At 71.7% G+C, this 26,107-nt stretch carries 23 protein-coding genes; 8 read left to right on the forward strand and 15 right to left on the reverse strand.

Going from position 1 to position 26,107, the window contains the following annotated elements; translation table 11 throughout:
• Positions 1-66: 66 nt before the first annotated feature.
• The 8 genes from IEX47_RS08150 to IEX47_RS08185 form a co-directional block, all read right to left on the reverse strand.
• Complete coding sequence (locus tag IEX47_RS08150) at positions 67-1,287, reverse strand: pyridoxal phosphate-dependent aminotransferase (RefSeq protein ID WP_188783504.1); 1,221 nt, start codon at positions 1,285-1,287, stop codon at positions 67-69.
• 165 nt (positions 1,288-1,452) lie between these two features.
• Entirely contained in the window at positions 1,453-1,779 is a 327-nt protein-coding gene (gene trxA / locus IEX47_RS08155; protein ID WP_308423263.1) for a thioredoxin, read from the reverse strand.
• A 120-nt stretch (positions 1,780-1,899) separates the two neighbouring features.
• Positions 1,900-2,883 carry a thioredoxin-disulfide reductase gene (gene trxB / locus IEX47_RS08160; RefSeq protein ID WP_188783505.1) on the reverse strand — a complete coding sequence of 328 codons (984 nt, stop codon included), beginning with the start codon at positions 2,881-2,883 and terminating at the stop codon, positions 1,900-1,902.
• Positions 2,884-2,967: 84 nt separating this feature from the next.
• Positions 2,968-3,741, reverse strand: a complete 774-nt coding sequence (locus tag IEX47_RS08165; protein ID WP_188783506.1) for a hypothetical protein — start codon at positions 3,739-3,741, stop codon at positions 2,968-2,970.
• Positions 3,742-3,768: 27 nt separating this feature from the next.
• Positions 3,769-4,431 carry an RNA polymerase sigma factor SigM gene (gene sigM, locus IEX47_RS08170; RefSeq protein ID WP_188783507.1) on the reverse strand — a complete coding sequence of 221 codons (663 nt, stop codon included), beginning with the start codon at positions 4,429-4,431 and terminating at the stop codon, positions 3,769-3,771.
• Positions 4,432-4,444: 13 nt separating this feature from the next.
• On the reverse strand, positions 4,445-6,250 hold the full coding sequence (locus IEX47_RS08175; RefSeq protein WP_188783508.1) for a protein kinase family protein: 1,806 nt from the start codon (positions 6,248-6,250) through the stop codon (positions 4,445-4,447).
• 102 nt (positions 6,251-6,352) lie between these two features.
• On the reverse strand, positions 6,353-8,023 hold the full coding sequence (gene murJ, locus IEX47_RS08180; RefSeq protein WP_188783509.1) for a murein biosynthesis integral membrane protein MurJ: 1,671 nt from the start codon (positions 8,021-8,023) through the stop codon (positions 6,353-6,355).
• Positions 8,020-10,287 (reverse strand): DUF6049 family protein, encoded by a 2,268-nt coding sequence (locus IEX47_RS08185; protein ID WP_188783510.1) that lies wholly within the window; start codon positions 10,285-10,287, stop codon positions 8,020-8,022. Before IEX47_RS08185 ends, murJ begins: the two co-directional genes overlap by 4 nt.
• A 46-nt stretch (positions 10,288-10,333) precedes the next feature.
• Between IEX47_RS08185 and IEX47_RS08190 the strand changes: the two genes are divergently transcribed.
• Entirely contained in the window at positions 10,334-11,782 is a 1,449-nt protein-coding gene (locus IEX47_RS08190) for a CCA tRNA nucleotidyltransferase (RefSeq protein WP_188783511.1), read from the forward strand.
• A 12-nt stretch (positions 11,783-11,794) separates the two neighbouring features.
• On the opposite strand, the gene IEX47_RS08195 is transcribed toward IEX47_RS08190, so the two are convergent.
• The 3 genes from IEX47_RS08195 to IEX47_RS08205 all read right to left on the reverse strand — a co-directional run bounded on the left by IEX47_RS08195 (position 11,795) and on the right by IEX47_RS08205 (position 15,318).
• On the reverse strand, positions 11,795-13,465 hold the full coding sequence (locus IEX47_RS08195) for a TIGR03767 family metallophosphoesterase (protein WP_229662753.1): 1,671 nt from the start codon (positions 13,463-13,465) through the stop codon (positions 11,795-11,797).
• Between the two features lie 152 nt (positions 13,466-13,617).
• Positions 13,618-14,700 (reverse strand): inositol-3-phosphate synthase, encoded by a 1,083-nt coding sequence (locus tag IEX47_RS08200; RefSeq protein WP_188783512.1) that lies wholly within the window; start codon positions 14,698-14,700, stop codon positions 13,618-13,620.
• A gap of 42 nt (positions 14,701-14,742) precedes the next feature.
• Entirely contained in the window at positions 14,743-15,318 is a 576-nt protein-coding gene (locus IEX47_RS08205) for a PadR family transcriptional regulator (RefSeq protein WP_188783513.1), read from the reverse strand.
• Positions 15,319-15,606: 288 nt separating this feature from the next.
• Between IEX47_RS08205 and IEX47_RS08210 the strand changes: the two genes are divergently transcribed.
• A complete protein-coding gene (locus tag IEX47_RS08210; protein WP_188783514.1) occupies positions 15,607-17,814 on the forward strand; it encodes a transglycosylase domain-containing protein in 2,208 nt (735 codons plus the stop codon).
• Positions 17,811-19,220 carry a glycosyltransferase family 87 protein gene (locus IEX47_RS08215; protein ID WP_229662736.1) on the forward strand — a complete coding sequence of 470 codons (1,410 nt, stop codon included), beginning with the start codon at positions 17,811-17,813 and terminating at the stop codon, positions 19,218-19,220. Before IEX47_RS08210 ends, IEX47_RS08215 begins: the two co-directional genes overlap by 4 nt.
• On the opposite strand, the gene IEX47_RS08220 is transcribed toward IEX47_RS08215, so the two are convergent.
• A complete protein-coding gene (locus tag IEX47_RS08220) occupies positions 19,170-20,231 on the reverse strand; it encodes an alanine racemase (protein ID WP_188783515.1) in 1,062 nt (353 codons plus the stop codon). The two genes, IEX47_RS08215 and IEX47_RS08220, sit on opposite strands and share 51 nt — an antisense overlap.
• An 80-nt stretch (positions 20,232-20,311) precedes the next feature.
• A complete protein-coding gene (locus IEX47_RS08225; protein ID WP_188783516.1) occupies positions 20,312-21,112 on the reverse strand; it encodes a deoxyribonuclease IV in 801 nt (266 codons plus the stop codon).
• 57 nt (positions 21,113-21,169) lie between these two features.
• On the opposite strand from IEX47_RS08225, the gene IEX47_RS08230 reads away from it, so the two are divergent.
• The 5 genes from IEX47_RS08230 (at position 21,170) to rplI (ending at position 23,486) form a co-directional block, all read left to right on the forward strand.
• Entirely contained in the window at positions 21,170-21,628 is a 459-nt protein-coding gene (locus IEX47_RS08230) for a hypothetical protein (RefSeq protein WP_188783517.1), read from the forward strand.
• Between the two features lie 104 nt (positions 21,629-21,732).
• Positions 21,733-22,020, forward strand: coding sequence for a 30S ribosomal protein S6 (rpsF, locus tag IEX47_RS08235; RefSeq protein WP_188783518.1), 288 nt, complete (start codon positions 21,733-21,735; stop codon positions 22,018-22,020).
• A gap of 85 nt (positions 22,021-22,105) precedes the next feature.
• Complete coding sequence (locus tag IEX47_RS08240; RefSeq protein WP_188783519.1) at positions 22,106-22,690, forward strand: single-stranded DNA-binding protein; 585 nt, start codon at positions 22,106-22,108, stop codon at positions 22,688-22,690.
• Between the two features lie 95 nt (positions 22,691-22,785).
• The gene (gene rpsR, locus IEX47_RS08245; RefSeq protein WP_107701205.1) at positions 22,786-23,022 is read left to right on the forward strand and encodes a 30S ribosomal protein S18; all 237 of its coding nucleotides are present in this window, start codon (positions 22,786-22,788) and stop codon (positions 23,020-23,022) included.
• Positions 23,023-23,036: 14 nt separating this feature from the next.
• A complete protein-coding gene (gene rplI, locus IEX47_RS08250) occupies positions 23,037-23,486 on the forward strand; it encodes a 50S ribosomal protein L9 (protein ID WP_188783520.1) in 450 nt (149 codons plus the stop codon).
• Positions 23,487-23,824: 338 nt separating this feature from the next.
• Here rplI and IEX47_RS08255 read toward each other — a convergent pair whose 3' ends face one another.
• A complete protein-coding gene (locus IEX47_RS08255) occupies positions 23,825-24,388 on the reverse strand; it encodes a hypothetical protein (protein ID WP_188783521.1) in 564 nt (187 codons plus the stop codon).
• Positions 24,385-25,758, reverse strand: coding sequence for an MATE family efflux transporter (locus tag IEX47_RS08260; protein WP_188783522.1), 1,374 nt, complete (start codon positions 25,756-25,758; stop codon positions 24,385-24,387). The genes IEX47_RS08255 and IEX47_RS08260 overlap by 4 nt, the downstream gene beginning before the upstream one ends.
• Between the last annotated feature and the right edge of the window lie 349 nt (positions 25,759-26,107).

Here is a 26,107-nt window from a genome sequence, read left to right on the forward strand (position 1 = left end):
GACACGTCAACGTGTCGGTTCGTGCAGGCACGTCCTGCCGGCAGCTCCGCGGGCCCCTCAGCGCGACTAGCCCAGGCGGCGCATCTCGAGGAAGTGGGCGATCCGCTCGATCGCCTCCTCGAGCACCTTCGCGTCGGGGAGGGTGACCAGCCGGAAGTGGTCGGTCTTCGGCCAGTTGAAGCCGGTGCCGTGGGTGATCAGCAGCTTCTTGGCGCGCAGCAGGTCGATCACGAACTGCTGGTCGTCCTCGATCGGGTAGATCTCCGGGTCGAGCCGCGGGAAGCAGTAGAGCGCGCCCTTCGGCCGGACGTTGGAGACGCCCGGGATCTCGTTGAGCAGCCGGTCGGCGAGCATCGACTGCTCGTAGAACCGGCCGCCCGGCACGATGAGCTCCTCGATCGACTGGTAGCCGCCGAGCGCGGCCTGGATCGCGTGCTGCGCCGGCACGTTGGAGCACATGCGCATGTTGGCGATGAGCGTGAGCCCCTCGAGGAAGTCGGTCGCGATCTCCTTCGGGCCCGACACCATCACCCAGCCCGCGCGGTAACCACACACGCGGTACGCCTTCGAGAGGCCGGAGAAGGTCAGGCAGAGCACGTCGTCGCCGGCGTACGTCGCGGCGTGGTGGTGCACCGCGTCGTCGAAGAGGATCTTCTCGTAGATCTCGTCGGCCATGATCACGAGGTTGTGGCGGCGCGCGATGTCGACGAGGCCCTTGACGACGTCCTCGGAGTAGACCGCGCCGGTGGGGTTGTTCGGGTTGATGATCACCAGGGCGTGGGTGTTCTCGGTGATCTTGGCCTCGATGTCGGCGAGGTCGGGGTTCCACCCGTCGGCCTCGTCGCAGAGGTAGTGCACCGGCGTGCCGCCCGACAGCGTCACCGCCGCGGTCCACAGCGGGTAGTCGGGCGCGGGCACGAGGATCTCGTTGCCGTCGTCGACGAACGCCTGGAGCACCATCGAGATCAGCTCGGAGACGCCGTTGCCGATGTAGATGTCGTCGACGCCCACGTCGCGCAGCCCGCGCGACTGGTAGTAGTTCATCACCGCGGTGCGCGCCGACCAGATGCCCTTGGAGTCGCTGTAGCCGGCCGCCTTCGGCAGGTGGTGGACCATGTCGGCCACGATCTGCTCGGGCGCGTCGAAGCCGAACGGCGCGGTGTTGCCGATGTTGAGCTTCAGGATCCGGTGGCCCTCGGCCTCCAGTCGCTGGGCCTCGACCAGGATCGGCCCCCGCACGTCGTAGCGGACACCCTGCAGCTTCTTGCTCTGACGAATCTGGCGCACGCTGCATTCTCGCAGGTGCGCGGTCGCGCCGGCCGGGCTTGTCGCAAGCCCGCTGACCCCGGCGTACGACGAAGGCCGCCCGCCCCTGGGGGACGGACGGCCTTCGGTGAAGCTGGGTCAGCTGATTCAGCCGATTCGGCTCAGATGTTCATCGGCCTGACTTCGTCAGCCGATGAAGTCCTCGAGCTCGCGCAGGAGGGCGCCCTTCGGCTTGGCGCCGACGATCGTCTTGACGATCTCGCCGTTCTGGAACACCGCGAGCGTCGGGATGCCCGTGACGCGGTAGTTGGACGGGGTGACGGGGTTCTCGTCGACGTTCATCTTGAGGAACGTGAGCTTGTCACCGTGAGCGGCGTTGATCTCGTCGAGGATCGGGGCGACCTGGCGGCACGGGCCGCACCACTCGGCCCAGAAGTCCACGAGGACCGGCTTGTCGGACTTGAGGACGTCGGCGTCGAACGCGGCGTCGGTGACGGCGGGGATGTTGCCCACGGTATTGCCTTTCGGTTGGCCTTGGCTCCGCTGTGGAGCCAGTGGGGTAGTCAGCTCAGAGGCTTGGTACGGGTGTCTGAACAGTACGTCGGCCGGATGCATTCCCGGCTCCCGTGGAGGTCAGACGGCGACTTCGGCGGCGGTCTTCTCGGCGCTGCCGGCGGTGGAGGCGGCGTGGTCGAGCGCGGCGATGTAGCGCTCGGCGTCGAGGGCCGAGGCGCAGCCGGAGCCGGCGGCGGTGATCGCCTGCATGTAGTGGCGGTCGACGAGGTCACCCGAGGCGAAGACGCCGGTCAGGTTGGTGTGGGTCGAGGGCGACTTCACGAGCACGTAGCCCTCGTCGTCGACGTCGACCTGGCCCTTGACCAGCTCGGAGCGCGGGTCGTGGCCGATCGCGACGAAGAGGCCGGTGACCGCGAGCTCGCTGGTCTCGCCGGTGACGGTGTCGCGCAGGGTCAGGCCCTCGAGCGACTCGGTGCCGTTGATGCTGGCGACCTCGGAGTTCCAGATCATCTCGATCTTCGGGTCGGCGAAGGCACGCTCCTGCATCGCCTTCGACGCGCGCAGCTCGCCGCGGCGGTGGACCAGGTAGACCTTCGAGGCGAAGCGCGAGAGGAAGGTGGCCTCCTCGACGGCGGAGTCGCCGCCGCCGATGACCGCGATCGCCTGCTCGCGGAAGAAGAAGCCGTCGCAGGTGGCGCAGTAGGAGACACCGCGGCCGGAGAGCGCGTCCTCGTTGGGGAGGTTGAGCTTCCGGTGGGCCGAGCCCATCGCGAGGATGACGGAGCGGGCGCGGAACTCGCCGTCGTACGTCTTGACGACCTTGATGTCGCCGGTGAGGTCGACCTCGGTGACGTCGTCGGTGACCAGCTCGGCGCCGAAGCGCTCGGCCTGGGCGCGCATCTCGTCCATCAGGGCCGGGCCCATGATGCCGTCGCGGAAGCCGGGGTAGTTCTCGACCTCGGTGGTCTGCATGAGCGCACCGCCGGCGCTGACCGCACCCTCGAAGACCAGCGGCTTGAGGCTGGCGCGCGCGGCGTAGACCGCGGCCGTGTAGCCGGCCGGACCGGAGCCGATGATGATGACGTTGCGGACTTCGCTCATGAGCGCGTGGCCTCCTGGCCGGTGGGACGACTGACGTACTGCGTGCTCAACCGATCCTAGGCGGGCGTTGTTCCGCGCCTGGCCTCAGTCCAGCGGCACGGGCGTCGGGTCGCCGCCCCCGCACGGGTACGCCGACACCTGCGGCCCCGGGAGCACCACCAGCACCACGCGCTCGCCGTCGTGACGGGCCAGGTAGTACGTCGGGAAGGCGCCCTCCGGGAGGTGGAGGACCGGCAGCTCGCAGTCCGGCTGCTGCACCGCCTTCTGGTCGTACTCCGGCAGGGGCGACGGGCTGTCGGACCCGGCCGTCGCCGCCTCGGGGGCCCGGGCCTTGCTGGCGAGTGCCGCGACCAGCCACGGGGTGGGGCGCACGCGCCGGTAGCCCTCGTCGGCCAGGGCCCCGCGCTGCGCTGCGGTGAGCTGCTGCCCCGTGCCGTTGAGCTGCCGGTTGAGGAGGCTGTCGTCGCCGAGCGAGTCGAGAGCATCGTCGTCGGGGGTGGCGGAAGTGGGGCGCTGCTCGGCGCGGGAGGCCCCGTCGGCGCTCAGGGAGCTGGCGTGGCGGTCGGAGCGGTCGACGAGCTGGGTGCCGGCAAGGCCGATCGCGGTCACCGCGGCGGCCGCGGCGAGCACGGCCGGCCAGCGGCGCCGGCGCAGCGGGAGCACGGGCGCGACGTCGCCGTCCGCTGCACCGCCCGCTGCACCGTCCGCAGCAGCGTCGGCGACGAGGCCGGCGAGGGTGGCGTCGAGGCGGGTGGCCACGTCCTCGGGCAGGGGCGCGTCGTGGCGCGCGGCACGCAGGGCACGGCGTACGGCCTCGGTCTGTGCCGGCGTCAGGTCTGCCGGGTCTTCGCTGGACATGGTCACCTCCTCGGGTGTCTGGGTGGGTCAGGCGGGTTGAACGCCGGGTGGCGCGCGGCTCGGGTCCGTGGATGGGACGCCGGGGGCGGCGGGTGGGTTCCCGGGGGCGGGTGTGTCCCCGCCCTCACGGAGTACGCCGAGGAGCAGGGCGAGGCGGGCCCGGCCGCGTGCGCAGCGGGACTTCACCGTGCCGACCGCGCAGTCGAGCATCAGCGCGACCTCGGCGACCGGGTAGCCCTCCATGTCGACGAGCACGAGCGCCGCACGCTGCTCGGCGGGCAGCTCGGCGAGGGCCGCGAGGACGAGGTCGCGGCGTTCGTCGGCGACGGCCACCGCCGCCGGGTCGGCCGGGCTGCGCTCGGGGCTCCGCAGCCGGGTCTCGAGGTCGTCGGGGAGCGGGTCGGCGGTGCGGATCTTCTCGTGGCGGACCCGGTCGAGGCAGGCGTTGACGACGACCCGGTGGAGCCACGTGGTCACGGCCGCCTCGCCGCGCCAGGACGAGGCGCGACGGAAGGCGGAGATCATCGCGTCCTGCAGGGCGTCGGCGGCGTCCTCGGGGTCGCCCAGGGTGCGCAGCGCGACGGCCCAGAGCCGGTCGCGGTGGCGCCCGAAGAGGACGCCGAAGGCCTCGGGGTCGCCCGCGACGTGGGCGGCGAGCAGGTCGGCGTCGGAGCGCTGCTCCTCCGTCACCCGTCGACCGCCGTCACCCGCGGACCTCGACCTCGGCGATCGCGCCGCGGAACTCGCCGTCGACCTGCGGGACCGCGGTCAGCCAGAGCACGACGTAGCGCGCGTCGACCGGCGAGCCCGGGGTCAGCGTGATCGCGCCGCTGCCCGTGCCGGTGGCGACCTTCTCGAGGCCGTCGACGCCGGTCGGCGCCGTGGCGCCGGCGGCGAGCAGCTGCACGGTGGTGGCGCCGCCGTCGACCGTCACCTTCACGGAGCTGACCGAACGGCTGGTGCCGAGGTCGAGCACGAGGCCGACGCCGGGCTTGAAGCCGGAGCCGAACTGCTGGTGGTAGCCCTCGGTGGTCCAGCTCGTGGCGGGCTTGCCATCGACCGCGAGCGGAGCCTCGTCGGAGTGCTCGCCGCCGTCGCCGGTGGGGTCGAAGGCGGTCGCCCTGACGTCGCGAACGACGGCACTGGACCCTGCCGGGCCGCCGGTCTGACCGCCGGTGTTGGTGTCGTCGTCGCCGGTGGCGAGGCCCAGCACGAAGTAGGCGACCGGCAGCAGCACGAGCACGGCGAGCAGGACCAGCGCGATGCGCAGCCAGTTGCGCCCGGGGGAGTCCGCGCGGGGCTCGCGCTCCTCGACGACGGGCACCGCGGGGAGCTCGCCGGTGCTGCCGAAGGGCCAGTAGCCCCGCTCGTCGGAGGTCGGCGGCGGCAGGCGCCGCAGCCGCCCCTCCGGCGGGTCGGGGGCGAAGAGCGGCCGCTCGGGCGGCTCCTCGAACGGCGGGGGTGGGGCAGGCGCCACCTCGGACGGCGTGTGCCAGTCAGGGTCGGTGACCGCCGCGTCAGCCAGGTCGTCGAAGACCGGGGCACCCACCTGGGTGCGCTCCACGTCGTCAGCCACGTCGCCGGTCGTCTCGCCCGTGGACGGACCCGGGTCGTCGACCATGACGTCGACGAGCATCGTGTCCTCGGGCTCGGCCACCGCCGGTGCGGCGGGCACGGCCGGGAGCTTCCCGGTGGCGTCGGTGTCGCCCGAGCCGGGACGGTGCACCGGGATGGCGCCCGTGCGCAGCCGGTGGGCCTCGGCCTCGGCGACGATCGTCGGGTCGCCGACGTACTCCGTCAGGGCCTCGGCGATGTCGGCGGCGCTCGTGAAGCGGGTGCCGCCACCGAGCAGGCTCTCGCAGATGCCGTCGAGCAGCCGCGGGACGCCGGCGCGCACCTGGCGCGGTCGCAGCGGACGCCCGTGCTCGAGCGGCGCGGCCGGGACCGCGGACTCGGAGACGCCCGCCCAGCGGCCCGTGAGTGCGGCGTACAGCAGGCCGCCGAGGTCGGTGAGGTCGGCGGTGGTGCGGCCCGCGGGCAGGCCGTGGAGCGCGGCGTCGACGGCGAAGCCGATGACCTTCACCGCGCCGGTGGTGTCGATGAGGACGTTCTCCGGGACCAGGCGGCCGTGGGCGACGCCGGCGCTGTGGCCGGCCGCGATCATCGACGCGACCTCGGCGACCAGCCAGGCCGCGCGCACCGGCGAGAGCGGCTCGTCGGCGACGAGGTTGTTGAGCGAGACGCCCTCGCCCCACTCGTTGACGACGTAGTGGAGCCCGTCGATGCTGTTGGAGTCGAGCACCCGCAGGAGGCGGGGGTCCTGCACGGTGGCCGAACGCCGGGCGGCCTCCTCGAGCAGCGGCCCGCGCGGGTCGTCCTGCGGGATCAGGTGGAGCGCGACGTCGCGGGCCAGGACGAGGTCGTGGGCACGCCAGAACCGGCCACCGTTGCGGTCGTGCAGGAGCACCGTCAGGCGGTAGCGGGACGCGAGCACGTCACCGGGTCGCATGGCCTGCCTCCTCGCCTCGATCGGGAGCCGTTGAGGGAACCCTAGTCGTTCGCTGTGAGCCGCGCAGGTCCGTGCGGGCGTCCGCCCGGGGTCGGTGCAGGGTCAGCGCAGGCCGGGGATCCGGCTGCTCACGCCCCGGACCATCTCGGTCACCTCGGCGATCCGGAAGATCCGCGCGGCGACCAGGAAGACCACCCCGTAGACGCCCGCCACGAGGCCGAGGAAGACCATCACCTCGATCTTGTTCGGGTTGTCGCCGATGAGCCCGTCGAGCTGGCCGGCGAGGAGCCAGGCGGCCACCAGCGCGGGCAGGATCGCCAGCCCCATCCGGACCAGGAAGCGGACCAGGCGCGCCGTGCCGAGGCCGCCGAGGGCCCGCGCCAGCAGGAGGTACGCCGTGAGCGCGCCGACGGCGTACGCCCCGGTGTAGGCGAGGCCGAGGGCCGGGCTGACCGAGTGGGCGAGCGCGCGGTTCACGAAGAAGTAGGCGAGGGCGATGTTGACGCCGGCGATCAGGCACTGGATCCAGAAGACCAGCTGGGTGCGCTCGAGCGCGTAGAAGCCGCGGACGATCAGGTAGTGCGAGGTGAAGAAGATCAGCGAGAGACCGAGCACGATGACGGTCGGCTGGAAGTCGCGGTAGGACTTCGAGGCGGCGCCGTAGCCCCAGACCAGGCTGGACAGGTTGAGGGCGATGACCGGCAGCAGCGCGACGAAGGGCAGCACCAGCGTGAGCGCGGTGCGCAGGGAGTCGTTGACCGTGCGCGCCATGCCGGCCCGGTCGCCGTCGTGGGCCAGGCGCGTGAGCTGCGGCAGGATCGCGGTGGCGAGGGAGACGGTCACGATCGAGTGCGGCACCAGGGTCAGCAGGCTGGCGCTGGAGTAGATCGTGTAGCCGGTGCCGTGGCTGGCGGTGCCGGCGCCGCACGAGTTGAGCGCGCCGTGGGCCGTGCCGCTGGAGGCCAGGCGGACGACGAAGAGGTTGGCGATCTGGCTGACGACGATGAGCGCCACCGTCCAGATGCCGAGGCGGGCGGTGTGGCCGAGCCCGGACCCGCGGAAGTCGAACCGCGGCCGGTAGTGGAACCCGACCCTGCGCAGGTAGGGCACCAGGATCAGGAACTGCGCCGCGATGCCGAGGGTGGATCCGATGCCGAGGACCAGCTCCGGCCCCGCGTCGTACGCACCGCAGGCGTGGGCGGCGGGCCCGAACCAGACCAGGTAGACGACCAGCACCGCGATCGAGATGACGTTGTTGGCGATCGGTGCCCAGAACATCGGCGCGAAGCTGCCGCGCGCGTTGAGCACCTGCCCGACCAGCACGAACATGCCGTAGAAGAAGACCTGCGGCAGGCAGAAGCGGGCGAAGTCGATGACCGACTGGCGCTGCGCCGCGAGCTCCGGCTTGTTGTAGGAGCTGTCGAGGTAGAGGCCCATCACGGCAGGCGCGGCCAGCACCAGCACGACCGTCACGACGATCAGGAAGAGGCCGGCCAGGGTGATGATCCGGTTGGTGAACGCCTCGCCACCGTCGGGGTCCTCGCGGCCTGCGCGCACCAGCTGCGGCACGAGCACGGCGTTGACGACGCCGCCGAGCAGCAGCACGTAGAGGATGTTCGGCACCGAGTTGGCGATGTTGAAGATGTCGGCGTGGAGCGCGGTGCCGAGGGCCGCGACGAGCAGGATCGAGCGCACGTAGCCGCTCATCCGCGACACCACCGTGCCGGCGGCCATGACCGCGCTGTTGCCGATCACCGAACGGGTCTCGCTCATGCAGGGTCCTTTCGCAGCCGCTTGCGCCAGCGCACGGCGATCGCGGCCAGCAGCAGGGCTCCGCCGGTGCCCATGATCAGCCAGATCACCCAGCCGACGTCACGCGAGCGGATCGAGATGTCCTCCGACTTGCGCACCGGATGACCGTCGGCGTCGGTCACGACCAGGACGAGCGAGTGGACGCCCGGCTCGGTCGTGTGCGCCTCGAGGTTGACCGTGCGGCTCGACGACGGCGGGACCTTGATCGTCTTCGGGGCCCGGATGTCGAGGCCCCCGCTCGTCGACGCGCGTACGCCGAGGCGGATCGGCCGCTCGAGGCCGTTGGTCACGGTCATCGCGAAGGGGCCCTCGGTCGAGCCGAGGATCACGAACCGAGGCACGGCGACGTCGACCCGGCCCAGCCGGTCGGCGTACCAGGCGGTGGCGCCGGCGACGCTGCTGGTGGCCGCGCCCTTGAGCCCGGCGTTCGCGAGGACCGCGTCGCGGGAGAGGTACGACGTGGCGGAGAGTGCCTCGCGGGTCGCCGTGTCGGCGACGCCGTCGTCCTCGGCCAGCAGCCGGTCGAGCGTGTCGCCGAGCTCGGCCAGGTGGTCCGCGGCGTCGAACTGGCTGCGCGTGACCTCGCGGGCGATCTGGCTGGAGGGGTAGACGAGGTCGGGGACCGCGACGTCGTCGCCGGTCGTGGGCAGCGAGCCGGTGGTCCGGAGGAACGGCCGGTCGAGCTGCTCGAAGAAGCTGCGGGCGCTGGGGCCGGGGTCGCTGTCCCACGGGAGGACGACGAGCGTCGTGGACCCGTCGCCCGAGCGGAGCAGGCCCTCGGCGAGCAGCCGCTGGCGGAGCGCGAGGGCCTGGGTGCCCGAGGTCGGCGCGGGGCCGCCCGTCGCGACCCCCGCCTCCGAGACGAGGACGCGCTGGCTGCCGATGGTGACTGACGAGGGGATGTCGACGCCCTCGGCGAGCTCGGCAGGGAGCGCGCCGGACGAGGCGATGAGGGTGGCCCCGCCGGCCGCGGCGCGCGTCTCGGGGGAGAGGAAGCCGTTGGGGGGAGCGATGACCGGCGAGGCGTGGATGCCGAGGCCGGCGAAGAACCGGTCGGACTCGGTGCGTGCCCGCTGCAGCTCCTTGCTGTCGTGGCGCGCGGCGCCCGCGACGTCGAGGTCGCCGTACGGCAGGGCGAGGACGGGGAGGCGGCTGGTCAGGTCGGTGAAGCGCTTCAGCCACGCGGTGGCGTCGGCGTCGCCGGCCGCGGCCTTCTTGTCGCTGTCGGTGTCGCTGTCGGCGTCGGGGGAGGCGGACGGCGACGGGCTCGCGCTCTCCTCGCCCTTCTCCGGGACGGGCGTGCCGAGCGTCCGCGCGGGGTTGCCGGCGGCCATCTGCTGGACCGCGGCGAGGACGGCAGGGTCGACGAGCAGGGCTGCGCCGTCGGCCGGGGCATCCTCGGCGAGGGCGAGCAGGTTGGAGAGCCGGCCACCGGGAGCGAGGCTGCGCTGCCAGCCCTCCGCGGCCGCGAGCCTGCCGTCGGCGTCGTGGAGGGTGCGGCCGCGGATCGGCAGCACGACCGTGAACGCCGAGCGGCCGGTGGGCCGCTCGGCTCCCGTGCCGACCTGCGGCAGGAACGTGCGGATCGTGCCGTCGGCGACCGCGTCGCGGCCGTCGGTGGAGGTGCCGAGCGCCTGGACGCCGAACCAGTAGACGCCCGGGCGGTCGCCGATGCCCAGCTGCTCGCGCGGGACCTTGAGCCGGTAGGACTTCGAGCCGCCGGGGGTGAGCTCGTCGATCGTGGTGAAGACCGAGGTGCGGCCGCAGACCACGTCATCGGTCGTGGCCTCGGCAGCGTGGCGCAGGTCGTGGGAGGTGGTGATCGGCGTGCCCGAGCTGCACGCGTAGACGTTGATGTCGGACCACGTGTCATAGCTGTCGTTGACGACGCGACCGCGCACGATGACGGGGCCGTGCTTCGGCACCGTCGCGCTCGAGAGGCCGTCCATCGTCACCGCGAGCGGGAGGGGGGCCGGCTCGGGCGTCGGCGTCGTCTCGGTCGCCGCGGTGTTGCGGAGGTCGCCCTCGACCGTGCGGCTCGCAGGGGCGGCCTGGCGGGCCTGCCGGCCGTGCCGCTGCTCGATCGCGTCGCCCAGGGCGGCGGGCGCGCCGGCGTGGACGCCGCCGATCTTCTGCAGGTGCACGCCCTGATGGCTGGGGAGCCCAAGGATCAGGGCGGCGATCACGACCAGCGGCGCGAGGAGGGCAGCCAGCAGTCGGAACACGGCCTCACCCTAGGGCACGGCTGAGCGGCGACTACCCTTGTCACTCGTGTCCCAGCCCAGCCAGCCGCCGCTCCTCCTGGCCGACGTCCAGACGCGGGTGGCCGCCGAGCTCGACCGCCTCGCACCCGTCATCGACCCCCTCGGTGAGCGCTTCGCCGCGGCAGGGGAGCAGCTCGCGCTGGTCGGTGGTCCGGTCCGCGACGCGATGCTCGGCCGGCTGCAGAACGACCTCGACTTCACCACCTCCGCCCACCCCGACGTGACGGAGCGGATCCTCAAGGGCTGGGCCGACGCGGTCTGGGACCTCGGCAAGGAGTTCGGCACGATCGGCGCCCGCAAGGGCGACTGGCAGATCGAGATCACCACCTGGCGCTCGGAGTCCTACGACCCGGCCTCCCGCAAGCCTTCCGTGGCCTACGGCACCTCGCTGGCCGGTGACCTGCGCCGCCGCGACTTCACGGTCAACTCGATGGCCCTCACCGTCCCCGGCCGCCAGCTCGAGGACCCGTACGGCGGGCTGGTCGACCTGGCCTCCCGTGTCCTGCGGACTCCCGGCACCCCGGAGGAGTCGTTCTCCGACGACCCGCTGCGGATGATGCGCGCCGCCCGCTTCTCGGCCCAGCTCGGCTTCGAGGTCGATCCGTCGGTGGTCGCTGCGATGACCGCGATGGCCGAGCGGATCACGATCATCTCCGCCGAGCGGGTCCGTGACGAGCTCGTCAAGCTCGTCCTGTCGCCCGAGCCGCGCCGTGGCCTCCGCCTTCTCGTCGACACCGGGCTGGCGGCGTACGTCCTGCCGGAGCTGCCGGCTCTCGCTCTCGAGCGCGACGAGCACCACCGCCACAAGGACGTCTACGAGCACACGCTGACCGTCCTCGAGCAGGCGATCGACCTCGAGAAGGAGCGCGGCCACGCGCCCGACTTCGTCTCGCGCTTCGCCGCTCTCATGCACGACGTGGGCAAGCCGAAGACCCGGAAGTTCCAGGACGACGGGGTCGTCACCTTCCACCACCACGACGTGGTCGGCGCCAAGATCACCCGCAAGCGCATGCAGGAGCTGCGCTTCTCCAACGAGCAGATCGACGCGGTCTCCTCGCTGGTCGAGCTCCACCTCCGCTTCCACGGCTACGGCTCCGGCGAGTGGACCGACTCCGCCGTACGCCGCTACGTGCGCGACGCCGGCGACCAGCTCGAGCGGCTGCACATCCTCACCCGCGCCGACTGCACCACCCGCAACCAGCGCAAGGCGTCGCGGCTGCGGCGTACCTACGACGAGCTGGAGGAGCGCATCGCCCGGCTGTCGGAGGAGGAGGAGCTGGCCTCGATCCGGCCCGACCTCGACGGCAACCAGATCATGGAGATCCTCGGCATCGGCCCCGGCCGCGAGGTGGGCGAGGCCTACCGGTGGCTGCTCGACCTGCGCCTCGACGAGGGCCCGAAGACCGAGGCAGAGGCCGAGGCCGCCCTCCGCGCCTGGTGGGCTGCCCGCGCCTGACGGCTGGCTCGCTCAGGCCAGCGGGTCCGGCAGCAGCAGCTCGGTGTTGCGGTCGCCGCGCCGCCCGCTGCGGTCGCGCTGCCCGAGGTCGTTGAAGGCCAGCTCGCGGTAGAGCCCGCCGAGCGCGGCCGTGCTCCGCTCGTCGTACGCCGGCTGGAGGGGTGAGGCGGCGTCCAGCATCGTGGTGAGCAGCGAGACGGTGCCGTCGTGGTTGTGCGCGACCTCGATGATCCGCGCCTGCTGCGGCGCGTCGACGTGGGAGACCGTGTTGACCTCCCAGAACGCGCGGCGCGGGTCGTGGTGGCCGCGCGCGACGATCCGGTTGCTGTGGCAGTGGCCGTTGACCCAGGCGAGGACGTTGGCGTTCTCGTGCAGGGCGGCGAGCACCGCGTCGCCGTCGTGCCGCCGCTCGTCGGGCAGGCGGGGGTCGGGCACGAGGTTGGTCATGTTCCACGACGGGTGGTGGCTGAAGACCAGGACGTAGTCGTCCGCGTGCGCCGCCAGCGTGCGTCGCAGCCACGCCAGCTGGGCGGCGCCGATCGAGCCGTCGGCGCCGCCGGCCTGGTTGGTCGTGTCGAGGCTGACCGCGACGACCTGCTCGCCCAGCCGGTGGGCGTAGTACAGCGTCGCCGCGTCGGCGTCGTGCGGGAAGCCGTGGCCGACGGGTCCCGCCCCGGCGTACGCCGGCGCGCGGAGTGCAGCGAGGTACTCCTCCGTCGTGAACGGCGCGCGGCGCGGGTCCGGCGTGACCGTGCGTACGTCGCCGCGACGGGCGAGCTGCCGCAGGAGGTCGCCCGCCTCCTCGACCCGGCGCGGCTCGAGGGCGAGGCAGCTGGCGAGCTCGGCGAGGTGGACCGTCGCGTCGCCCGCGGCGTCGAAGATCTTGCGGTCGCCGACCGCCCACTCCCGGGCGTACGGGCGCGTCATCAGCGTGCCCAGCGCGGTGTCGTCGTGGTTGCCCATCGTCACCAGCCACGGCACGGCGAAGCCCGGCGAGACGAAGGGCCGCATCGCCGCCTCCACGAGCCCGGGCAGGTGCGGGAAGCCGGCCCTGCGGTAGCGGTCCTCCTCTGTCGAGCCCGGCTGCCAGTGGTCCCAGAGGCCCGCGTTCGCGACCCCCTCGTACGCCGCGCCGCCGGTGTCGGGACGCACGATCCCGCCGGCGAGCACGCCGAGCAGCACGTCGAGCTCGGTGCCGCTGTGGTTGTCCGTGAGGTCGCCGGTCGCCACGACCGCGTCGAGCGGCCGGCCGGTGAGCGGCCCGACACCGAGGCCGTTGACCGCCTCGACCAGCGCCGTCGTGCCCTGCGGCGCGAGCAGCTCCTGCGGCCGGTACGCCGTGCGCACCTGCCGGTCGAGGTACTCGCACCGCATCGGGTTCTGGGTGTCCACCACGTGCAGGTCGGTCACCTGGACCACGGCCGCGAGACCCGTACGCCGCCCGGTCCGGCCGCGGTGCGCTCCCGCCAGCTCGTCGCGCACGACCACCGCCTCGCCCGGCGCGCTGACCAGCCGCCGGTAGCCGCCCTGCCGCGCCGGCCGGATCGTGCCGTCGAGGGTCGTCCCGCGCGCATGGACCGGTGGCTGCTCGTCGTCGACCCACCAGTCGCGGGAGCCCGCTGCCAGGAGCGCCGCCGCACCCACGCCGTACATGCCCGTCTGCACCGCCGTCCGGCGGGTCATCGTCACCACGACCCACGTTGTCGCAGGCGTGGGCGAGGTCGGGGAGGCGCCGGGTCGTCGGCTCAGTGAACGCCGTGCCAACCCTTCGTCGGGAACGACGAAGCCGCCGGCTCCCAGGAGGGAACCGGCGGCTTCGGTGCTTCAGGGAGCGATCACTCGCCCTTGATGAACTGCTCCAGCATCGCGCGGCCGAGGTCGTCGGCGATCTGCTGCGGCGGCGACTTCATCAGGTACGCCGAGGCGGCGATGACGGGGCCACCCTGGCCGCGGTCCTTGGCGATCTTCGCGGCGCGGACGGCGTCGATGATGATGCCGGCCGAGTTGGGGGAGTCCCAGACCTCGAGCTTGTACTCGAGGTTGAGCGGGACGTCACCGAAGGCGCGACCCTCGAGGCGGACGTAGGCCCACTTGCGGTCGTCGAGCCACGCGACGTAGTCGGACGGGCCGATGTGGACGTTCTTGCTGTCGACCAGGCCGGCCAGCGGGCCGGTGAGGTTCGACGTGACGGCCTGGGTCTTGGAGACCTTCTTCGACTCGAGGCGGTCGCGCTCGAGCATGTTCTTGAAGTCCATGTTGCCGCCGACGTTGAGCTGGTACGTGCGGTCCAGCGTGACGCCACGGTCCTCGAAGAGCTTCGCCATCACGCGGTGCGTGATGGTGGCGCCGACCTGCGACTTGATGTCGTCGCCGACGATCGGGACGCCGGCGTCCTCGAACTTCTTGGCCCAGACCGGGTCGGAGGCGATGAAGACGGGGAGGGCGTTGACGAAGGCCACGCCGGCGTCGATCGCGCACTGGGCGTAGAACTTGTCGGCCTGCTCCGAGCCCACGGGGAGGTAGGAGACGAGGACGTCGACCTCGGCGTCCTTGAGCGCCTGGACGACGTCGACCGGCTCGGCCGCCGACTCCTCGATCGTCAGCGCGTAGTACTTGCCGATGCCGTCGAGGGTCGGACCACGCTGGACCTCGACACCCGCGAACGGGACGTCGGCGATCTTGATGGTGTTGTTCTCCGACGCGAAGATCGCCTCGGACAGGTCCTTGCCGACCTTCTTGTCGTCGACGTCGAACGCCGCCACGAACTTCACGTCGGAGACGTGGTAGTCGCCGAACGTGACGTGCATGAGACCGGGGACGGTGCCCGCCGGGTCAGCGTCCTTGTAGTACTCGACGCCCTGGACCAGCGACGCGGCGCAGTTGCCGACGCCGACGATGCCTACACGTACGGAGCCCATCGTTTCCTCTTCCTGCTGGGTTACTGGTGATGTTTGTCTTCTTCAGGCCTGGGTGGCCGGCGGCTGGGGCGCGGGGGTGCCCGCACGCTCGGCCTGGATCAGCTCGGAGAGCCAGTGGACCTCGCGCTCCACCTGCTCGACGCCGTGGCGCTGGAGCTCCGCGGCGTAGCGGTCCATCTCCTTCTGCGTGAGCGACAGCTGCCCCTGCACGCGCTCGAGGCGCTCCTGCAGGCGCATCCGGCGCCCCTCGAGCACCCGCAGCCGGATCTCCATGTCGGTCGACGAGAAGAAGGCGAAGCGGATGTCGAAGTTGTCGTCCTCCCAGGCCGACGGCCCGGCCTCGGACATGAGCCGGATGAACTCGGCCCTGCCGGCCTCGGTCGGCTCGTAGACGATCCGGGGGCGACGGCTCGTCGCACCCGTGGATGGAACGGTGTGCTCCTCGATCCAGCCCGCGCGCAGCATCTTCTTCAGCGCCGGGTAGAGCGAGCCGTAGGAGAGGAGACTCCGCCAGCCGAGCATCAGGTTGAGCCGCTTGCGCAGCTCGTAGCCGTGCATGGGTGACTCGTGCAGCAGTCCCAGGACTGCCAACTCGATGGTGTCTCCACGCCGTGCCATGCGATCTATCGTAGCGATATATCGCCGTCAGGTGAATGTGACGTGAACCGTGGGCGTGTCGTTGGAGATCCCAACCACTTCGCGGGGGCCTCCCGCGGTCCCTCCGGCGGGCGTCCTGACGCCCGGCCACCCGCCGCGTACCCTGTCCAGCGCACACCCCCAGCAGGACCGTCCTCCCGTACGCCGCGGCGTGCGGCGGGCGGACACGGATCGTGGAGGCCGTCAGTGGCAGCACAGGGCAAGCGTTCGACTCAGCCAAGCGCGCGAGGAGGCAGGCTCCGCCGGCTCGTGAAGCCGCTTCTGATCCTGGGCGTCGTCGGCGCCCTGCTCGCGGTGCTGACGGTGACGGTGCTCTACAAGGCGATCGACGTGCCGAGCCCCAACGCGGCGTTCCAGACGCAGACCACCCACGTGTACTACCGCGGGGGCCACCAGGAGGTCGGCCAGTTCGCGCAGCAGAAGCGCGACAGCATCCCCTTCTCCGAGATGCCGGACCTGGTCAAGGACGCCGTCGTCGCCGCCGAGGACCGCACCTTCTGGACCAACCCGGGCATCGACCTCAAGGGCATCATCCGTGCGGCCCTCTCCAACGCCAAGGGCAACGAGACCCAGGGTGCGTCGACGATCACCCAGCAGTACGTGAAGATCCTGTACCTGACCCAGGAGCACTCCTACAAGCGCAAGATCAAGGAAGCGATCGTCGCGCGCAAGGTGGCCAAGGAGCAGTCCAAGGAGGAGGTCCTCGCCGGCTACCTCAACACCATCTACTTCGGCCGGGGTGCCTACGGCATCCAGGCGGCCGCGGCCACGTGGTTCGGCAAGGACGCCAAGGACCTCAACCTGCGTGAGTCGGTCGTGCTGGCCTCGGTGATCAACAACCCGACGCTCTACGACCCGGCCAACGGCGAGCACAACAAGCAGTCCCTGATCGACCGCACGCGCCACGTCCTCAAGGGCATGGTCACGATGGGCAAGATCACCCCCGACGAGGCCGAGCGCGCGGGCAGGCACCTGCCGAAGTTCGCCAAGGGACGCCAGGGCTCCGTCTTCGCCGGCCAGCGCGGCCACGCGATGGCGCTGGTCAAGAACGAGCTGCTCCGGCTCGGCGTCGCCACCCAGAGCGAGATCGACGGCGGCGGCCTGAAGATCTACACGACCCTCGACAAGAAGGTCATGAAGGCCGACGAGGACGCGATCAACCAGATCCGCCCCGACGGCGTGCCGCAGCTGCACACGGCTATCGCCAACGTCGAGCCGGGCACCGGCGCCCTGCGCGGCTTCTGGGGCGGCCAGGACTACCTGAAGTCGCAGCTCAACTGGGCGCTCGCGGGCGACAAGGTCGGCTCGTCGTTCAAGCCGTTCGCGCTGGCCGCGGGCCTCGAGGCGGGCTACTCGCTCAAGGACACCTTCGACGGCAACTCGCCCTACTACTACAACGGCCAGGGCACCGGGCAGTACGTCGTCAACGAGGAAGCCGGCCATGACTGGGGCCCGGTCAACCTGATCAAGGCCACCGAGAAGTCGATCAACTCGGCCTTCGCCGACCTGACCATGTCGATCCCCGACGGCCCGGACAAGATCCGCGAGACGGCGTACGCCATGGGCATCCCGAAGTACTCCGCGCGCGGCGGCGTCAACAACATGTTCCAGTCGCCGGGCCTCGAGGCGAACTCCGGCATCGCGCTCGGCCAGGCGACGATCGCGCCGGTCAACATGGCCAACGCCTACGCCACCTTCGCCAACCAGGGCGAGGCGGCGAAGCTGTACGTGATCGACAAGGTCGTCGACCGCGACGGCAACGTGCTCTACAAGCACCGCACGAAGACGCACCGGGCGATCGACGCAGACGTCTCCGCCGACGCGACGTACGCGATGCAGCAGGTGATCAAGTCCGGCACCGCCACGGCGGCCGCCGCGATCGGCCGCCCGGCCGCTGGCAAGACCGGCACCGCAACGTCGGAGGACCCCAACGGCGGTCACGACTTCACCTCGTCGGCCTGGTTCGTCGGCTTCACCCCGCAGCTCTCGACCGCGGTGATGTACAACCGCACCGGCGACCGCGGCCAGCCGCTGCCGCTGGCCGGCTACATCTCCAACGAGTTCGGTGGCCACTACCCGGCGATGACCTGGGCCGTCGCGATGCGCGAGGCGCTCGAGGGCGAGCCGGTGGAGAGCCTCCCGCCGCCGGCCTGGGTCGACGGCAAGGCGCCGGAGTCCGGCCACGCAGCGAAGCCGACGAAGACGCCGAAGCCGTCCTGCAAGGAGGACCCGAAGCAGAAGCGGTGCAAGACCGCCGCGCCCACCCCGACCGTGTCGGCCACGCCGAGCCCGACGCCTACGCCGAGCCCGTCGCAGCCCGGCAACAAGCCAACGAAGACGCTCACGCTCTTCCCGACGGCGTCATCGAGCCCCACAGTCGACTGCACAGCCACCCCCAATGACCCCGCTTGCACCCAAAATCCAAATGACGGCACCGCAGGCGGCACAACGCAGTGACCGAGCGCGTGGCGCCCTCGCTCGACGACCCGGTCATGACCGCGTTGAGCGAGGGCATCGGCGGCCCGGTCGGCCGCCACGCACGGCCGGCACGCTGGTGGACGCCGGTCCGGGTCGTGCTCGCCCTGACGGCGCTCGCCTTCGCGCTGGGCATGCTGCAGAAGCAGCCGTGCTGGTCGGAGGACTGGGCTGACGGCCACGACCGCTACGTCAAGATGTGCTACTCCGACGTGCCCTACCTCTACACCGGGCGCGGCTTCGCCGAGCTGCTCTGGCCGTACGACGACGACACCGAGGTGCGCGCCAAGTACGAGGTGATGGAGTACCCCGTCGGCATCGCGTACGCCGCGTGGGCGGCCGCCCACGTCTCCCACTGGCTGGTCGGGAGCGGGTCGGTCGAGGCTCGTGCCGACGTCGGTACGGGCGCATTGCTGCAACAGCCGGGCGTGCTCGAGGAGCAGCGCGGCTTCATCGTGGCGACGACGATGGGCCTCGCCCTCGCGACGCTCGCCGCGGGCTGGGCGCTCGCACGCGTCCATCGACGACGGCCCTACGACGCCGCGCTCTTCGCCGCCTCACCCGTGCTCGTGGTCAACGCCCTGGTCAACTGGGACCTCCTCGCGGTCGCCCTCGTGGCCGGGGCGCTGCTCGCCTGGGCCCGGCAGCGGCCGGTGCTGACCGGCGTACTGATCGGGCTGGGGGTGGCGACCAAGCTCTACCCGCTCTTCCTGCTCGGTGGCATCGCGGTGATCTGCCTGCGCACGCGCGCGTGGCGCACGTTCGCGACCGTCGTCCTGGCTGCCGCGCTCGCCTGGCTCGTGGCCGACCTGCCGGCGATGCTGACCGGCTGGGACGAGTGGATGCACTTTTGGTCGTTCAACAACGAGCGCGGCCCCGACCTCGGCAGCCTGTGGCTGGTCCTCTCGCAGGCCGGGGTGCCGGTCTCCACCGACCTGGTCAACCGGGTGTCGTTGCTGGGCCTCGCGGCCTGGTGCCTGGTGGTGCTGGCGGTCGGCCTGCGTGCGCCGCGGACGCCGCGGCTGGCGCAGCTCGGGTTCCTGATCGTGGCCGGCTTCCTCGTCCTCAACAAGGTCTACTCGCCGCAGTACGCGCTCTGGCTGCTCCCGCTCGCCGTCATGGCCCGCCCGCGCTGGCGCGACCAGCTCGTGTGGCAGGCGGGAGAGCTCCTCTACTTCGCCAGCGTGTGGTGGTACCTCGACGGCCAGCTCGACTCCGGCGGCGGCACCCAGCCGGTCTTCTACTGGCTGGCGATCATCGTCCGCGTCGCGTGCGAGCTGTGGCTGGTCGGCGTCGTGGTGCGCGACATCCGCCACCCGGCGTACGACGTGGTGGGGTCAGCTGACGACGGTGCGGTCGAAGGACGTCGTCTCGAGGCGCACGCGTAGCTCGACCTCGTCGCCGATCGCCGGCACGTGGGTCTCCTCGGGGAGGAAGACCACCGAGCTCTGGCTGTGCGGCGGCTCGGCGAAGTAGCGCTGCTTGCCGTCGACGACGTACGGCGAGCGGACCAGGCCCGCGGCGTCGAGGCTGCCGCGGGCGAGCGACGTCGCGCGTGCCTTGAGGCTGAGGTCGGAGGTCGGCGGCTCGAGGCCGATGCCGTGGGCGAGCCCGCCCGAGACGACGAGCAGGTGGCCGCGGCGGGGGAGGGTCCGGCCCTGCTCGCCGAAGGTGGAGCCGCGCTCGAGCCGGTGCGCGTCGAGCACGTGCGCGCGGACCGTGATCGCGTCGGTGTCGCCGAGCCAGAGCTCGTCGCCGAGCAGGGGGCGCACGTGCAGCTCGGGCCAGGCGCCGTGGGCGGCGAGCACCTCGGCCTCGGCCAGGCTGGCGACCCAGAAGGTGCGCGTGGGGAGCCCGCTCACGAGGACGTCCTGGGCCAGGCGGTGCAGCTCCGTGAGCCGTCCGCCGCCGCTGAGCGGGAAGGAGAGGAGCACGCCCTCGAGCGTCGGTCCGTCGGGCGTGCCGACGCCGCGCCGCTCGAGCTCGTGCGCTGCCGCGCGGAGGTCGCGGCCGGAGAGGCCGTGGAGGCGGGTGGAGGTCATCCGCGCGAGCAGCAGGCGTGCGCGCGGCTCGGCGTCGAGGAGCGCATGGAGGTCGTCGAGCCTGCTGACGGTGTGGATGACGCGCTCGGGTGCAGCCGCGGCGACGGGGGCGAAGGGGCGCCACGGCTCCAGCACCAGCAGGTCGCCGTCGTAGAGACCGGCCACCTGGCTGCACTCGTCGGCCGTGCCGACCGCCAGGACGTCGACGCCCAGCCGCTGCGCCTCGAGCGCGAGCCGGCTGTTGCCGAGGCCCGACCCGTTGCCGCGCGCCACGGGCACCAGGTCGTGGACGCGCTCCGCGACCGCGGTGAGGTGGTCGCGGAGCCGCGCGCCGTCGACGTACAGGGTGAGGCTCACGCAACGGAGGCTATCCGCCCGCAGTGACCGGGCAGCGGCGTGCGGGTGGCGTGGGCGTGACGGGCCGGAGTGGCGTGTGGTCAGAGGCGCTCGCGGAGCCAGCCCATGTCGGCGGTGTGCTCGGAGGCTCCGCCCGGCGTCTCGAGCACGACGGGGGCGCCCGCGTCGCGGATGACCGCGGCGAGCAGGTCGGGGTCGATGTGGCCGGCGCCGAGGTTGGCGTGGCGGTCGGCGCCGGAGTCGAACGCGTCGCGGCTGTCGTTGCAGTGCACGAGGTCGATGCGGCCCGTGATTCTCGTGATGTCCTCGACGATCGTCTCGAGCGGGTTGCCGCCGGCGTGGGCGTGGCAGGTGTCGAGGCAGAAGCCGACCATGTCGGCCTGCGCCGTGCCCTCGATGGCGTGCCAGACGCCCTTGATCGCCTCGAGCCGGCGGGTCATCGCGTTGTCGCCGCCGGCGGTGTTCTCGATGAGCAGCGGGACCTTGATGTCGGTCGCCTCGACCGCCTTGCGCCAGTTGGTGAAGCCGATCTCGGGGTCCTCGTCGTCCTTGAGGTGGCCGCCGTGGACGATCAGGCCCTTCGCGCCGATCTCGGCCGCGGCGTCCATGTGCGACTGGACCAGCTTGCGGCTGGGGATCCGGAGCCGGTTGTTCGTCGTGGCGACGTTGATCAGGTACGGCGCGTGGACGTAGAGGTCGACGCCCGCCGCCTCCGCGTCGGCCTTCAGCGCGGCCGCGCCGCCGGCGTACCTGATGACGGGGCCCTTGTAGCTCTGCGGGTCGCCGAGGAAGAACTGCACGACGTCCGTGCCGCGCGCCTTCGCCTCCGCGATCGGGTCGGTCTGGTCGACGTGGGCTCCGAGGCGGGCAGTGGTGCTCATGGAGGCAGTCTAGGAATCGGAGCACAGAGGTCGCGACCAGATGGTTGACTGCCGCACATGACCGCGACCCGCGAGCACGACGGAGAGATCGAGTTCGCGACCCCCGGGGTGCCCGGCTACGTCGTGATGTTCCTGGTCGCGTCCGTCGTGGCGCCGGTGCTCCTCCTCGTGGCGACGGCCGTGGGTGACGGCTTCTCCCTGGATCTCCTCGTGTACTTCGTGCCCGGCGTCTTCTTCGCGGCCCTGTACGGCGCTCCCGTGGCGCTCGTGACGACCGTCGTCGGCCACCTCGCGCTCCGCGGTGTGTGGCAGCAGGCGGTGCACGTCCTGGTGTTCGGCGTGGTCGCGGGCCTGCTGGGGATCGTCCTGTTCGGGGTGCTGGGCGATGGCTGGGAGGCGGCCGCCGTCTACTTCGGCCTGGCCGCAGGCGTCTCCGCTGCCGCAGGGCGTCTCGCGGTGTCGGGACGGCGCTGGCGCACGCGCCTGCTGGATTCGGCCGTGCCCTCGCTGCGCTGATAACCTGCCCTGTCCCTTGTCGGCATATCCGGCGGGGGACATCGCTTAGCCCTCCTGCCACGGAAATACCGTGGCCGCCGAGTCCAGAGGAGGTGGAGACAGCTATGCGTGCATACGAGGTCATGGTCATTCTCGACCCGAGCCTTGACGAGCGGACCATTGAGCCGTCCCTCGACAAGTACCTGAACGTCATCCGCAACGACGGTGGCACCGTCGACGCCGTGGACGTCTGGGGTCGTCGCCGTCTGGCGTACGAGATCAAGAAGAACGAGGAAGGCATCTACGCCGTCCTCCAGCTGAACGCCGAGCCGGCGACCGTCAAGGAGTTCGAGCGTCAGCTCGGCCTGAACGAGTCGATCCTCCGGACCAAGGTCCTCCGCGCCGACGCCTGATCTTGTCGGTCGCTATCGATTTTGTCGGTGGTGACCACCAAGATGGCCCGACACGGACATCCACGAATCAGAAAAGGGACCTGACATGGCAGGCGAGACCGTCATCACGGTAGTTGGCAACCTGGTCGACGACCCGGAGCTCCGCTTCACGCCCTCGGGCGCTGCAGTGGCGAACTTCCGGATCGCGTCGACCCCGCGCACCTTCGACCGCCAGAGCAACGAGTGGAAGGACGGCGACGCGCTGTTCCTCTCCTGCTCGGTCTGGCGCCAGGCCGCGGAGAACGTCGCCGAGTCCCTGCAGCGCGGCATGCGTGTCGTCGTGCAGGGCCGCCTGAAGTCGCGGACCTACGAGGACCGCGAGGGTCAGAAGCGGACCGTCTTCGAGATCGAGGTCGAAGAGGTCGGTCCGTCCCTGAAGTACGCAACCGCCAAGGTCTCCCGCGCCACCCGTCAGGGCGGCGGCGGTGGTGGCTTCGGCGGCGGCGCTCCGCAGGGTGGTCCTGCTGGTGGCGGCGCTCCGGCCGACGACCCGTGGGCGACGCCCGCGGCGCCGGCCCAGGGCGGCGGCATGCAGTCCGGTGGCGGTTGGGGTGCTCCGGCAGCCCCCGCCCCGCAGCAGAACGACCCGTGGGGTGCGCCCGGCGTCGGTGGCGACGAGCCGCCGTTCTGATTCCCCCGGCTGCTCCCCTCATCTACGGGGCGCAGTCGTCGAAAAATCTCTCACCATTCCGGCGTGAGCCGGGCTTCTAGAAGGGAAGCACCACAATGGCGAAGCCTGTTATTCGCAAGCCGAAGAAGAAGGCGAACCCGCTCAAGGCAGCGGGTGTCACCAAGGTCGACTACAAGGACACCGCTCTTCTCCGCAAGTTCATCTCCGACCGCGGCAAGATCCGCGCTCGCCGTGTCACCGGCGTCTCCGTCCAGGAGCAGCGCGACATCGCGACCGCGATCAAGAACGCCCGCGAGATGGCGCTCCTGCCCTACACGTCCACCGGTCGCTGAGAAAGGGGACTGACATGGCGAAGATCATCCTGACCCAGGAAGTCACCGGCCTCGGCTCGGCTGGCGACGTCGTCGAGGTTCGTGGCGGCTACGCCCGCAACTTCCTGCTTCCGCAGGGCGTTGCGATCGCGTGGACCCGTGGCGCCGAGAAGACCGTCGACTCGATCAAGGCCGCGCGCAACGCGCGTGCCGCCCGCGACCTCGGCCACGCCGAGGAGATCAAGGGCAAGCTCGAGGGCTCGGCTGCGACCGTCAAGGTCAAGGCCGGCGCTGAGGGTCGTCTCTTCGGTGCGGTCACCGTCGCCGAGATCGCGACCGCCCTCGAGGCTGTCGCCGGCGAGGGCATCGACAAGCGCACGATCGCGGTCAAGACCGCCGTCAAGTCGCTCGGTGCGCACACCGTCACCGTCAAGCTGCACGACGACGTCGTGGCCACGGCCACCGTCAACGTCGTCGCCGCCTGACGCGTCCTGACACAGCAAGGCCCCGGTCCGCTTCGGCGGGCCGGGGCCTCGTGCATTTGGGGAGGCCGGTCGTCCCCGCCTCCGGCGTGGGGAGGACGCCCGACCACCCGGCTGGGACCCTTCCGCTCGTTCCTCGCTCCAGGACCCAAGTGCCGGGGGTCGGCCACCTCCCCACGCCTGCGTCGGTGACGTCCGGCCGGGCCAGAGTGTCACTGTGACACTTTGGGCTGACGTGACACTTCCGCACTGTCACACCTGGCCGAACTGTCGCAGTGACACATTGGCGCGAGCGGGCAGGACCCATTCCGACGTACGCCGGGTGGGCGAGCGGACAGGCCTCAGGCGGGCTGGGGGACGAGGGCCCAGTCGCGGCGCGAGTGCAGGAAGCTGAAGACCGTGGCGCAGAGCTGGCCGAGCCAGCCGAGGACGAACATGAAGGTCTCGAGCGACGCCATGCCGCCGCCGTACACGAGGATGGGGAGGACGGCCGCGGCGGCGTTCATCGCGGCGATGTACTTCCACCAGAACGACGCACCCGGGTCCTTCCGGGACAGGCCGGAGAGGGCGAGGCTGTAGAGGATCGCCCAGGCGATGGCGGGCAGGGTGCAGGACCACGCGACGGACGCGTCCTGGTCCTTGAGCCAGTCGATCGAGGCCGGCGGCCACAGGGCGGCCGACAGGACGAGCGCACCGGCGGCAGCGGTGAGCATCAGGCCGCGGCTGGGCAGCTGCCGTGCGAAGACCGCGGTGCCGATCAGCACGAGGATCCAGCCCGCCCAGTCGGGCAGGAGGTCCCAGCCGTTGAGCGCCGGGTCGACCAGGTCGATCAGCAGGCCGAGCCCGATCAGGACCATCGGCCGGATGGTCGGGGTGGCCGGGACGGGCTTCGGGCTGGTGGTCACCGGGCGAGCGTAGTGCCGATCACCATCCACCGCTCGCCGCGCGCGCGATGCAGCAGTACGCCGGCGCGCGCGGCCATGAAGCCGAACGCGAACGCGGCCCACAGCCACGTGAGCGACGGGGCCAGCAGCGCCAGCGGCGCGTAGACGACGAGGGTGACCAGCCCGGCGAAGGCGAGGTAGCGCCCGTCGCCCGCCCCGATCAGCACCCCGTCGAGCACGAAGACGACACCTGCCACCGGTTGCGCGAGGGCGGCGACGAGGAGCACCGGCACGAGCAGGTCGAGCACCGTGCGGTCGTCGGTGAAGAGCCGGCCCAGGAACGGCGCGAGGGCGGCGAGCCCGAGCCCGGTGGCCACGCCGGCCGCCACGCCCCACTGCAGCATGCGGGTGGTCAGCGCCCTCGCCTCGGCGCGGTCGCCTGCCCCGAGCGACCGCCCGGTGATCGCCTGGGCGGCGATCGCGATCGCGTCGAGCGCGTACGCCAGGAAGCCCCACACGGCCATCGCGACCTGGTGCGCGGCCAGGCCCGCGTCGTCGCCGCCGCGGCCCGCCGGCAGCGCGGCGACGGCGTACACGGTGAGGAGGAGGGCGGCGCGCAGGGTGAGCGTCCGCACCACCAGCGGTACGCCGGCGCGGCCGGCCGCGCGCACGCCCGGGAGGTCGGGGGCCAGGGAGACGCCGGCGCGGCGGGCGCCGCGGGCGACGACCCCGACGAGCAGCGCTGCTGTGGCGAGCTGGGCGAGCACGGAGCCGAGCGCCGAGCCGGACAGGCCGAGGCCGTCGAAGGAGCCGAGGCCGTAGACGAGGACGACGTTGAGGACGATGTTGAGGACGTTGCCGCCGACCGCGGCGGCGAGCGGGGTGCGGGTGTCCTGCAGGCCGCGGAGCACGCCCGTGGCGGCGAGCATGAGCAGCAGCGGCGTGGTGCCGGCGGCCGCGATCCGCAGGTAGCCGGCAGCGGGGCCGGCGACCTCGTCGCTCGCGCCGAGGAGGCGGACGAGGGTGGGCGCCAGGGGCCAGGCGGCGACCGTGACCGCCAGGCCGATCGCGACCGCGAGCCAGAGGCCGTCGATGCCGCCGGCCAGCGCACCGGCGGTGTCGCCCGCGCCGATCCGTCGGGCGACCGAGGCGGTGGTGCCGTAGGCGAGGAAGACGCAGAGGCCGACGAGCGTGGTCATCAGTGCCCCGGCGACGCCGGCTGCGGCGAGCTGCGTCGTGCCGAGGTGGCCGACGATCACGGCGTCGGCGAGGACGAAGAGGGGCTCCGCGACGAGCGCGAGGAACGCGGGCCAGGCGAGGCGCAGGATCTCGGCGTCCGTCGCCGCCCTCTGCGCCCGGCGGGTGACGTGGTCGTCGGCTGGCGTGCTCACCCGGTGACCGTATCCGTGCTGGTCAGGCGTGGGTGCTCGCGGTGGGGCGGGGTGGCTCCGGGCCGCTGGCCGATCGTCCAGGTCGCGACCAGTGGACAAGCTGTGAATACCGGCGAGTCACATGGCGATTGTCGACAAGACAACATGGCGTCCGGCGCGCCGGGGCGGGCGGGCAGGCACCGTCGAACTGATTTCTGTCCACAGGTGTGGACGAGTGTTTGTGCAGGTCAGTAGCCACATACCTGGGGTAGGTGAGTGGTTGTCCACAGGTTCCTCCGCAGCCCGTGCACATTGTGCGGGCGTGTCGTCCACTGTTTCCCGAGGTTCTCCACATGGCCTGTGGATAACC

This window comes from Nocardioides phosphati, assembly GCF_014646375.1.
GTDB classification, from domain to species: Bacteria; Actinomycetota; Actinomycetes; order Propionibacteriales; family Nocardioidaceae; genus Nocardioides; species Nocardioides phosphati.